Consider the following 11404-nt stretch of genomic DNA (forward strand, 5'->3'; position numbering starts at 1 on the left):
CCGGACGGGGAGTCCGGTCCGCGCCGGAGGCTTGATCCACGGGCGCCCGAGGTGAGGAAGGTAACGCAAAGGGTCCGTATCGACGGGTGGGAGAGGTCTGCTGCGGGGTCGTTTTCTCTGGTTCAATGGGGGCATGGCCAGCTTCCAGCACACCTCGACAGGTCGCAGCGACCTCGAGCCCTTCTGGCCTTCCCGTCAGCATCACGACTTCGACCGGGTGTGTTGCCGCGCGTTGAACGCGCTGGCCCTCTAAAGCCGCTCACCCCGGTCTTCGGTCCGCGCGCACGCAGCAAGTCCGTCCACAGACGACTCCTTCGCGCGAAAGAGCTGACCCTCATGGCGAACACCCGTACCTTCTCCGCCGCAGCCGCTGCCACCGCAGCGCAGACGGCGACCGCTGCGGCCACCCCCACCCGTCCGCCCTCCCCCAACCGGCACCGGCTGCGCGCCGTCGCGCCGGACGAGGTCTTCCAGCCGGCCGATGTGGCCGCGTTCCTGGCGCCTGGCACCACCTGGCTGCCCGCACCCCAGCACACCCTGCCCGCGCGGCCGGGCCGGCCGCCGATGGTCGGCTATCTGGTGCTCGTCCCCGCCGACCAGCAGCCGGCGCTCGCGGCCGCGGCGGCCGGGGCCGCCCAGTACGTGGTGCCGGAACTGCTGGAGGACCCGGCCACCGGTCCGGTGCGCATCGACCCCGTCCAGCGCACCGCCGCGGTGAACGGGAACACGCTCGACCTCACCTACCTGGAGTTCGAGCTCCTCGCGCATCTGGTGGCGCACCCGCACCGGGTGCACACCCGCGACCAGCTGGTCACCACGGTCTGGGGCTACGGGCATGTGGGCGACGGGCGCACCGTCGACGTCCACATCGCCCGGCTGCGCCGCAAGCTGGGCGCCGAGCACCGCCGGTCGATCCAGACGGTGCGGCGCGTCGGGTACAAGTACGCGCCCTGAGCAGCGCGCGGTGGGCCCCGGTTCCGGTGCGTACCGGAGCCGGGGCCCACCGCGGGTGCCGGGGTTCAGCCGCGCAGCCCCGTTGCCACCGGGTCCGCCGCGGGGCCGGGTTCCGGCTCGCTGTGGTCCAGGGCGGGCAGCCGGGACAGTCCGCGCGGGGTCCGCCAGTTCCGCTCGCCGAGCAGCGCCATCACGGAGGGCAGCAGCACCATCCGGACGATCGTCGCGTCCAGCAGCACCGCGACGGCCAGGCCGACGCCCATCTGCTGCATGTCCTGCATGGACAGCGTCCCGAAGACCGAGAACACCGCCACCATGATCACGGCCGCGCCGGTCACCGCACCCGCCGTCCGCCGGATGCCCTCGTCGATCGCGGCCGGAGTGGAGAGACCGCGGCCGCGGGCCTCGCGGATCCGGGAGACCACGAAGACGTGGTAGTCCATCGAGAGCCCGAACAGGACGACCAGGACGAAGAGCGGCATCCAGGACTCGATCGCGCCGACGCCCTCCGAGCCGATCAGCGAGGCGCCCCAGCCGTGCTGGAAGACGGCGACCATCACTCCGTACGCGGCGCCCACCGAGAGCAGGTTGAGCAGGATCGCGGTGACGGCGATGACGTAGCTGCGGAAGCAGAACAGCATCACCAGGAAGGTCACCGCGGTGATGAAGAGGAAGACGGGCAGGATGCCGCGCTTCAGCTGGTCGTTGAAGTCCGTGGACCCGGCCACCTCACCGGTCACATAGGCACGGGCGCCCGTTCCGTCGAACGCGGCCGGCAGCCGCTTCTCGCGCAGTTCGGTCAGATCGCTCTCGCCGTGCGGCAGCGGAATCTCGATCTCCGCGACGTTCTGCGCCCGGTGGACGGCCACCTTGTCGAAGCCGTCGAGTGCCTCGCGTACGCCGGGTGCCTCGATGTCGTCCGCCTCGACGACCACCTGGGCCGGGGCGGGCCCGCCGGGGAAGGCCTCGCTGATGTTGCGGTAGGCGACCGCGAGCTGGGAGTTGGAGCCGAACTGCTTCTCCAGGCCGAGCTCCTCGGTCTTCATACCGAGGGCGGGCGCGGCCAGCACGAGCAGCACGACGACCGAGGCGGCGGCGAAGAACTTCGGCTTGGACAGGACGGGGCGCAGCAGCTTGCCGGCGATCCGGCCGCTCTGCTTCGTACCCCGCTTGCCACGCCGGTTGAGCAGCGGCACCCGTCCGGCGTCGATCCGGTCGCCCAGCCAGGAGAGCAGTGCGGGCAGCACCGTCACGGAGCCCATCATGGCGATGAAGACCACGATGATCGTGGCGAGTGCGAAGCCCTTGAACAGCAGCAGTCCGGACAGGAACATGCCGGCCATCGCGACCATGACGGTCAGCCCGGAGACCAGGACGGACCGGCCGCTGGTCGCGGCGGCGATCCGCAGCGCCGTCTCGGCGTCGCGCCCCGCCGCCCGCTCGTCCCGCTCGCGCCGCAGGTAGAAGAGGCAGTAGTCGACGCCGACGGCGAAGCCCATCAGGAACATCACGGAGTACGTGGTCTGGAAGAGGTGCAGCTGGTGGCTGGCGAGCGACAGCAGACCGAAGGCGGCCAGGCAGGCGGTCAGCGCGAGCCCGACGGGCAGCAGGGCCGCGACCACGGCGCCGAAGGCGACCAGGAGAATGCCCAGCGCCAGGGGTACGGCGGTGAACTCGGCCTTCTTGAAGTCGTCGGAGAGCAGGTCGCCGAGCCACTTCCCGGCGCTGGCGTCGCCGAACTGGCGGACCGTGACGTCCGTCCGTTCCTTCTGGACCCCCTCGACGGCGTCCAGGACGGGCTGCACCCGGTCGGACGCGGTGGCGGCGTCCCCCTTCATCTCGAAGGTGATCAGTGCGTCCTTGCCGTTCCCGGAGGCGACCGGAGCCGCGAGGCCCGTCACCTCACCGGTCTTCCCGAGGGCCGCGGTCAGCTCCCGCGCCGCGGTCCGCCAGCCGTCCGGCTCGGCCGACGACACCATGACCAGCTCGCCCGACCGGTGGCTGAGGCCGGCGTCGGAGAGGATCTGCTCGGCACGCGCCGAGTCGCCCGCGCCGTTCTCCGCGTTGGTCATCTCGACCATGCCCGACGCACCGCCGATGCCCGCGGCGAGCACGACGAAGAGCAGCCAGCCGAGAATGGCCGTCTTTCGGTGGTGTGCGCTCCACACACCGATACGTGCCGCGAGATTGCGCCTCATGGCGGGTTCGCCCCCTGAAGGTAGTCGTCGGAAAAGACACCTCGAATCTAGGAACCCCGGGCCCGCCGCCCCAGCCGCTGGAACCCCCACTCCGCGTGACGTAGGGCGAGGTAACGGGGGTGGTGCTGGGTACACCCCGGCCGGGTGTCGAAACGGCTGACACCTCGGCCGCCCGAGGCGTCAGACTGTGTGCGGACCGGGGCTGCCACGAGTGCCGGCGAGGGAAGAGGGACCGATATGAACACGCCGCACGGACGGACAAGGGCCGCGCTGCTGGCCGCTGGGCGCGGGCTGGTGCTGTCGTTCGCCTCGATCGTGGGGTCGGTCACGCTGTTCGTGCTGGCGGTGGTCTCCATCTCCCTCATCCCGCTGGGAATCGGCCTGGTCACCACCCCGTACGTGCTGACGGCGGTCCGCAAGCACGCCAATCAGCGCCGGCTGCTGGCGATCACCTGGTCGGATGTCCGTATCCCGGTCCCGTACCGGCCCTTCCCGACGGATGTCCGCAGCGGGTTCACCGGACAGGTGGAGCGGACCGGACTGATGCTGAAGGACCCGGCGACCTGGCGGGACCTCCAGTGGCTCCTGGTCGACATGACGGCCGGCTATGTGGTGTCGATCCTGGCGGCGGCGCTGATGATCTACCCGGTGGAGGGCTTCGTCCTGGCGGCGGGGCTGTGGCGGGTCTTCACGCACGACCGGTACTGGTACGGGTTCGTCCCGGTCGACAGTCAGGCGACGGCGCTCGCCGCCGCGGCGCTCGGGGTGGCGCTCTTCGCCACCGGTGTACTGCTGAGCGAACGGCTGCTGCACGCGCACTTCGTGATCGCCCGCTCGGTGCTGGCCCCCACCCATGAGCAGGAGCTCGCCCTGCGCATCGACCGGCTGACCGAGACCCGGCACGAGGCGGTCGACACCGCCGCCTCGGAGCTGCGGCGCATCGAGCGCGATCTGCACGACGGTGCGCAGGCCCGGCTGGTCGCCATGGGCATGAATCTGGGCACGATCGAGGCACTGATCGAGAAGGACCCGGCGCAGGCGAAGAAGCTCCTGGTGATGGCCCGCGAGTCGTCCGCGGAGGCGCTCACGGAGCTGCGCGATCTCGTACGGGGCATCCATCCGCCGGTCCTCGCCGAGCGCGGTCTCGGGGACGCGGTCAAGGCGCTGGCGCTGCGTATGCCGATCGGGACCGAGGTCGACGTGGAGCTGAGCGGTCGCGCCCAGGCCCCGGTCGAGTCGGCCGCGTACTTCGCGGTCAGCGAGATCCTGACGAACGCCGCGAAGCATTCGGGCGCGGACCGGATCTGGGTGGATCTGCACGATGCGGAGGGGATGCTGAGGATCTCCGTCACGGACAACGGAAAGGGCGGTGCGGCGACCGGATCGGGCTCGGGTCTGAGCGGGGTCGAACGCCGACTCGGTACATTCGACGGCATCATGGCCGTCAGCAGCCCCGCAGGCGGTCCCACCATGGTGACCATGGAGATCCCTTGCGAGTTGTCCTAGCCGAAGATCTCTTCCTGCTGCGCGACGGCCTGGTGCGCATGCTGGAGGCGTACGACTTCGAGATCGCGGCCGCCGTCGAGACGGGACCGGAACTGACCAGAGCCCTCGCCGAGTTGCAGCCGGACGTCGCCGTTGTCGACGTCCGGCTTCCGCCGTCCCACACGGACGAGGGGCTGCAGTGCGCGCTGGCGGCCCGGCGGGCCAGACCGGGCCTGCCGGTGCTCGTGCTCTCCCAGCACGTCGAGCAGTTGTACGCACGTGAGCTGCTGGCGGACGGCGACGGCGCCATCGGCTATCTGCTCAAGGACCGGGTCTTCGACGCCGACCAGTTCATCGACGCGGTCCGCCGGGTCGCCGCGGGCGGCACCGCGATGGACCCGCAGGTGATCTCGCAGCTGCTGTCGCGGCGCTCGCAGGACAAGCCGATGGGCGGGCTGACGCCGCGTGAGCGGGAGGTCATGGAGCAGATGGCCCAGGGCCGTTCGAACGCGGCGATCGCCTCGCACATGGTGATCACGGAGCGGGCGGTGGCCAAGCACACCTCGAACATCTTCGGGAAGCTCGGCCTGCCGCCCTCCGACGACGACAACCGCCGCGTTCTCGCGGTACTCGCGTATCTGGACCGCGGTTAGGGCGTGGCCGGCGCGGCGGCGAGGTGCAGCGTCGTGGCCCCCAGGTACGGCTTCGCCCGTGACTCCAGCACCTTGATCCTCACCGCCGAGGCGGTGACGGCCGCGGGCAGCGGCAGGATGCGCTCGTGGCCGATGGTGGTGCCGTCGGCGATCCGCTGCCACGTCCCGTCGACCCGGGCCTCCACGGTGAACTTCTCCACCCGCTGTCCGTGCCGGATGTCCTCACGGACGGCGACCCGGTCGAAGGTGTACGGCCCCGGCCCCTGCTTGCGCACATCGGCTCCGTAGACCCTGCGCAGGCCCGCCCCGAAGGCGGTCAGCGAGGCGACGTCCTCGTCGGCGATCCGGCCGTCCGGCGCGGGCGGGACATTGAGCAGGAGCGAGGCGTTGCGCCCGACGCTCTTCTCGTACAGGTCCATCAACTGCGCGGCTGTCTTGGGCTTTTCGTCGGGGTGGTAGAACCAGCCGGGGCGGTTGGAGACGTCGGCCTCGGCCGGGTACCACTGGAGGTAGTTGATCGCCGGGTCGAGGAGCCTGGCCCGGGAGCCGATGTCGGGTTCGGTCGAGTCGTTGGGGAGACTGCCGAGCCCCGTCCATGGGTCGGTGGTGTGCGGGGTGACGCTCCACTCGGTCTCGCGGGCGACGCCGGACTCGTTGCCGACCCAGCGGACGCCCTGCGGGCCCTGGAAGATGACAGTGTTCGGCGACAGCGCCTTGACCATGTCGAACCACTGCTTGACGTCGTACTTCTGCGTGATGCCCGAGCCGGACCAGGGGTTGGCGCCGTCCAGCCAGAGTTCCTCGACCGGGCCGTACTGGGTGAAGATCTCGTAGAGCTGGTTGAGGTAGTACGCGTCGTAGTCGTCCGCCTTCACCTTGAAGCTGGGCAGCTTGCCGCTCTTCACGCGGGCGGCGCGGTCGTCGCCGGGGACGAGGGTGGGGATGGTGCGCTCGGTGACGGCGCTGCCGTTGCCGAAGCGGCCCTGGCCTGCGGGGGCGCGGTCGCCGTCCTCCAGCGCCATCCGCTCGGGCAGGCTCAGCGGTTTGCCCTCGGCCTGCTTGGCCCGGATCTGCTCGACCCACTCGGCGTGCCAGGCGTGCGGGAGTTCCGCGCCGTCGGAGGGTGAGAGGTAGAGGCCGACCTTCAGGCCCGCCTTGCGGGCGGCCTTCACATAGAGGGCGACGACATCGGGGCTGCCGGGGCTGAGGGCGACCGAGTGGTCGGTGTAGCGGCTCGGGTAGAGGACGAAGCCGTCGTGGTGCTTGACGGTCAGCATGACCTGTTCGACGCCGGCGGCCTTGTAGGCGCGCATCCACTGGTCGGCGTCGATGCTCTTCGGCGCGAACTGCTTCTCGTCCTCCGTGCCGGAGCCCCACTCGCGGCCGGTGAAGGTGTTCATCCCGAAGTGCGTGAAGGCGGTGACCTCCCGCTGCTGCCAAGCCAGTTGGCCCGGAGTGGGGACGATGTTCGCCGCCTTCTCGATGATCCGGCCGGGGCTGTCACAGGGCTCCACCGTCATCTGCGAGGCAGGCCTCACGGGCGCGCCGCACGGGGCGCCGGACGGGGCCGGCTGCCGGGGTGCGGGCTGCTGCGCCGTGGCGGTCACGGGGATGAGCGCGGCGGCGGCCGCCAGTGCGAGCGCGCTGAGCGCATGGGTGCGTCGTGCCATGGTTCCCTCCCATTCTCGACCACGAGTGGTCGGATCTCTTGGGTACCGACGCGTGCATGTTGCCGCACCGAGGGGCCCGCGGGAAGGGCGCCTGCCACATACGTCCTATCTCTTATGGGTAAAATCCAAGCCTTCACCGGCTCCGGTCAGCCGTTGAACCAGCTCGTCGCATCGAGCCTGAAGGCGTCCGGGGGGACCATGGCGCGCAGGTCGGACTCCAGGGCGGCGACCCGTTCGGCGCCGAGCGCCCGGACCCATTCGGCGCGCAGCCGGTCGAAGCCCTCGGCCGAGCGCACCAGTACGTCGATCCCGCGCGGGGAGAGCCGGACGAGTTTGCGGCGGCCGTCCCGCGGATCGTCGGCGCGCTCGACGTATCCGAGGCCTTCGAGCCGGTCGACGGTCTTCCCGGCGGCCTGCTTGGAGACCCCCAGCCGTCGGCCGATCTCGCTGGCGGTCGCCCCGTGGCGACCCACCGCCTGGAGCGCGTAGCCGTAGGCGGGCCGCACCTCGGGGTGGCCTTGTTCGGCCAGCTCGCGGTGCAGGTCGTCGATGAGCGACCGGAAGCCGGCGAACAGCAGCAGGGGCAGCTCGAAGCCCGCACCGGGGACGCCCGGAGAGGCCTCTCCCGCGCCCCCTCCCGACTCCCTCTCCACGCGCTCAGCCATTGCGAAACTCGACAACCTCGTTTACCTTTTGGTCAATCACGTTGTCGAGTTTACCGCGAGAGGTCAGCCATGCCCCTATCCGCCTTCCCCGACCACACCCTCGAATCCGCCCCCGCCGCCGCCCGTCCCGCCATGGCGGCCGTGACCGCGAAGCAGGGCCGTCTGCCCGCCGCCGTCGGCCGGCTCGCCTCGTCGCCGGAGCTGCTCAACGGCTTCCTCAAGATGAGCGCGCTCTTCGAGTCGACGACCCTGGATCCGCTCTCCCGCGAGGTCCTGATCATGACGGTGGCCACCCGCAACAGCTGCCACCTCTGCGTGGCGATGCACACCGGGAAGCTCACCGCCCTCGGCGCGGACAGCGAGATCATCGCCGCCCTGCGCGGCGGGAGCCCGCTGCCGGACGAACGCCTGGAGGAGGTACGGCGGTTCACCCTCGCCGTGATCGAGGCGAGCGGGGCCGTGGACGACGGCACGCTCCAGTCGTTCCTGTCGCACGGCTACACCTCCCGCAACGCGCTGGAAGTGGTACTGGGGATCGGCGCCTACACGATGTCGACCCTGGCCAACCGGATGACAGCGGCGCCTATCGATCCACAACTCGCGCAGTTCGCTTGAGAGTTGGGACACCGTCCGGCCAAGGACCACCACGGCAGCAGGCCCGTGGCCCACGCGGCACAACGGCTCCGGGCAGGTGCGCCCGGAGTGACCATCGCACGATTCGCTCGTTCAGCTGAATGTGCGCCCACTGCCAGAGGTACCGTCAGCCGCTGCCCCGGTCGATACGGAGCAGTCCGAGGCCTCACTCGTCGAGCACTACCCGCGACTGGTCCGGCTCGGCTATCTCGTCCTGTCGCCCTCGCCGAGCCGCTCCCGGCGCGTCCTGACGGCCCATGCCCTGGCCCAGCGCTCCCTGCAGGCCGCGCGCAGGGCGGCCGGATCGGCGGACTGCGCAGGCCTCCCGCTGCCGCGCCGTCCCGGCCGCGCACCGGCGGCCGGTCCCGGTTACGCGTACGTCCGGCGGCAGGTGCTGCGCAACGCACTGGCGGCGGGGAAGCCGCGGCGGCTGCGGTGGTGGCCGCGGCGCGCGCAGCTGCCGCCCGTCCTGCCGCTGGTCTGGGGCCTGCGGCTGTTCCCGCACTCCGGCGGAGCGGATGAACTCGCGCTGGAACAGCGGCTGTTGGCGGTCAGCGGACCGGCGCGCGCCGCGCTCGTCCTGCGTGGCCTCGACTCGCTCGCGGACTGCGAGGTCCGGCGGGAACTGGCCGCCGCGGGAGTGGCGGATCCGCACGCGGCTCTGCGGGAGGCGGACGGGGTCCCGGCGCCGTACGCACTGCTGGCCTCGCCCGAGTTCGACCCCTGCTCACTCCTGGCCAGGCCGCCGGACCTGCCGCGCCGCCGCAGATACGCGCGGGCCGCGCTGGCCGCCACCGCCGCGGCTCTGGTGTGCGGGACGCTGCTGGGGCTGCCGGGCGGCGGCTGGGGGCGCGGGGACCCGGCCGCGCCGCCGTACGCGCGCAATCCGGCCGCCGAGGAGGCGCTGGATCCAGGGGCGTTGCGGATGGTGACGGCGACGTTCTGGCGGCGTTCGCCGCGTACCGACTTCACCGCCTGGCCCACCCGGGGCGACCGCACCGAGGACACCCGGCTGCTGCGGCGGGCGCTGACGGTATGGGCGCGGCCGGGCAGCGGGGTCCGGATGTCGGCGACGCCGCGGACGCCCGTGGGGCCGCCGATGGGGGCACCGCAGCTGCTGTACGCGGGCGAGGTGGGCGCGTCGGCGGTGGCGCTGTTCTACGACGGGCTGCGCGTCGTGCGGTACGCGGAGCCGCGCAACGCCGATCCGTCCCGGGGCGCGGCGCTCGACTTCGCCCGGGTCGACGGGGCGGACGCGGCATCCTCGGGCGCCCTGGTCGTGGAGCGCGCGGGCGGCCGGGTCCGCTATCTGACGGCGCCCTGGGTACGGAAGGTGTCGGTACGGGATCTGCTCGCGCCGGACCGTGCGCCGCGCGCGCTGCACCGCTCCCCGGACGGGGTGACCGACGCGCTGGTCTCCCCGGACGGGGTGACCGACGCGCCGGCCGGTCCGGGCACCCCGGGCGGCTGCCGGTCCTGGGAGGCGGTCGAGCTGTCCGACGGCACGGCGGTCCGGCTGATGACGGATCTCGGTGAACTCGCCCCGGCCCGGCTGACCTCGGGCCCGCCGTCGGAGCCGCACGATGTGGCGGGACGGGCCGGGTTCGGGAGCTGGGCGCGGACCGCGTGCCTGCTGCCCGCGGTGCGTTCGCACGGTGTGCGGTCGGTCAACTCCTGGGTGTACGCGACGCAGCCGCTGCCCGAGGGGAACGGTTCGGCCCAGTGGCTGTGCACCCGGGCGGAGACCTGGCGGGGTACCGGGAGCCGGGTCCTCGCCCAGTTCCTGGCGCCGCCCGGGAGCCGTCCGCCGGGGGCCGTCGCGGCGCGCTCCGAGGACTCGCCCGCGTGCGGGCCGCGCACTCCGCGGGTACTGGCGGGCGTGCTGTGGAAGTCGCACGGCGGCCGGTGGTACGTGCTCGCGGCGGGCAGTGAGCAGTTCACCTCGCTGACCACGTCGGGCGGGGTGACGGGGCGCGCGCGGGGGCGGCTGCTCGCGGTGCCCGCCAGGGCGGGTGACCGGGCGGAGCTGAACGGGCGGCTCGCGGACGGCAGCCGGGTCGGGGCACTGCGGTGAGGGCCCGTCGGGGCCGGGCTCAGGAATTCGCCGCGGGCCCCTGTTCCCCGGGCCTACCCCTCAGTACATTGACAACATGTCTCACACGCAGCCAGCGGCGGCCGCGTCGGAGCGGATCGCGCTCAAGGCCCGCCGGGTCTCCTTCGCCTGGGACAGGACGCCCCTGCACTGGGTGCCGGGTGATCCGTTCACCACGCACACCATCAACGTGCTCCATCTGCTGCTCCCGGCCGGGGAACGCTGGTTCATCCACGTCTACCGCCAGGTGCTCCCGTACATCCACGACGAGCAGCTGCGCGAGGACGTCATCGGGTTCATCGGCCAGGAGGCGATGCACTCCCAGGCCCATGACGACGTGCTCCCGCACCTGAAGGAGCTGGGCCTCGACCCGACCCCGTACACGGCCCAGGTCGACTGGCTCTTCGAGAAGCTGCTCGGCGACCGGACGCTGCCGCCGGGCCGGGCACGCAGGTGGTGGCTGATGGAGCGGGTCGCGACGATCGCGGCGATCGAGCACTACACCGCGTTCCTCGGTGACTGGATCCTGAACGCCGAGGAGCTGGACCGGCGCGGGGCCGACCCCACGATGCTGGATCTGCTGCGCTGGCACGGCGCGGAGGAGGTCGAGCACCGGTCGGTCGCCTTCGATGTGTTCATGCATGTCGACGGCGGATACCGGCGGCGGGTGCGGACCTGGGCGACGGCGTTCTCCGCGCTGGCCTTCCTCTGGCAGCGCGGCGCCCGGTTCTTCATGGAGAACGACCCGAGCCTGCTGGACGGCAGGGCGTCCTTCCGGCAGTTCTACCGCAGCGGCAGGCGCGGCACCCTGCCCAGCACACCCTCGATGCTGCGTTCCGTCCCGCGCTATCTGAGCCGGGCATACCACCCCACACAGGAGGGCAGTACGGCGCAGGCCGTCGACTATCTCGCCCACTCACCCGCCGCGGTCGCCGCCGAGGCCCGCACCACGGAAGCCGGCTGACCATGCCCCTGCCCCTCCCCCGGCTGCGTACCGCCGTCGTGCTGGCCGGTGCCGCGCTGCTCGCCAAGCGGGCGATGCGCCGGCGCATCG

At 71.9% G+C, this 11404-nt stretch carries 9 protein-coding genes; 6 read left to right on the forward strand and 3 right to left on the reverse strand.

Features of this window, described 5'->3' with window-relative positions; translation table 11 throughout:
• The first annotated feature begins 336 nt into the window (after positions 1–336).
• Positions 337–954, forward strand: a complete 618-nt coding sequence (locus J1C73_RS13105) for a winged helix-turn-helix domain-containing protein (protein WP_207316525.1) — start codon at positions 337–339, stop codon at positions 952–954.
• A 65-nt stretch (positions 955–1019) separates the two neighbouring features.
• On the opposite strand, the gene J1C73_RS13110 is transcribed toward J1C73_RS13105, so the two are convergent.
• Positions 1020–3152: an MMPL family transporter gene (locus tag J1C73_RS13110; protein ID WP_207316526.1), complete on the reverse strand. Its 2133-nt coding sequence runs from the start codon at positions 3150–3152 to the stop codon at positions 1020–1022.
• A gap of 237 nt (positions 3153–3389) precedes the next feature.
• Between J1C73_RS13110 and J1C73_RS13115 the strand changes: the two genes are divergently transcribed.
• Together J1C73_RS13115 and J1C73_RS13120 are read left to right on the forward strand one after the other, a co-directional pair.
• Positions 3390–4658 (forward strand): sensor histidine kinase, encoded by a 1269-nt coding sequence (locus tag J1C73_RS13115; protein ID WP_207316527.1) that lies wholly within the window; start codon positions 3390–3392, stop codon positions 4656–4658.
• A complete protein-coding gene (locus J1C73_RS13120; protein ID WP_207316528.1) occupies positions 4643–5290 on the forward strand; it encodes a response regulator transcription factor in 648 nt (215 codons plus the stop codon). The genes J1C73_RS13115 and J1C73_RS13120 overlap by 16 nt, the downstream gene beginning before the upstream one ends.
• Here the strand turns inward: J1C73_RS13120 and J1C73_RS13125 are convergent.
• The gene (locus J1C73_RS13125; protein ID WP_207316529.1) at positions 5287–6960 is read right to left on the reverse strand and encodes an alpha-L-fucosidase; all 1674 of its coding nucleotides are present in this window, start codon (positions 6958–6960) and stop codon (positions 5287–5289) included. The genes J1C73_RS13120 and J1C73_RS13125 overlap by 4 nt on opposite strands.
• 146 nt (positions 6961–7106) lie before the next feature.
• On the reverse strand, positions 7107–7625 hold the full coding sequence (locus tag J1C73_RS13130; protein ID WP_207316530.1) for a MarR family winged helix-turn-helix transcriptional regulator: 519 nt from the start codon (positions 7623–7625) through the stop codon (positions 7107–7109).
• 69 nt (positions 7626–7694) lie between these two features.
• Here J1C73_RS13130 and J1C73_RS13135 point away from each other — a divergent pair, with 69 nt between their 5' ends.
• From J1C73_RS13135 to J1C73_RS13145, 3 genes are all read left to right on the forward strand, one after another.
• Positions 7695–8240, forward strand: a complete 546-nt coding sequence (locus J1C73_RS13135) for a carboxymuconolactone decarboxylase family protein (RefSeq protein WP_207316531.1) — start codon at positions 7695–7697, stop codon at positions 8238–8240.
• Positions 8241–8361: 121 nt separating this feature from the next.
• Complete coding sequence (locus tag J1C73_RS13140; protein WP_207316532.1) at positions 8362–10332, forward strand: hypothetical protein; 1971 nt, start codon at positions 8362–8364, stop codon at positions 10330–10332.
• Between the two features lie 76 nt (positions 10333–10408).
• Entirely contained in the window at positions 10409–11314 is a 906-nt protein-coding gene (locus J1C73_RS13145) for a metal-dependent hydrolase (RefSeq protein ID WP_207316533.1), read from the forward strand.
• The last annotated feature ends 90 nt before the right edge of the window (positions 11315–11404 follow it).

This window comes from Streptomyces laculatispora (assembly GCF_017353455.1).
In the GTDB taxonomy this organism is placed as follows: domain Bacteria; phylum Actinomycetota; class Actinomycetes; order Streptomycetales; family Streptomycetaceae; genus Streptomyces; species Streptomyces laculatispora.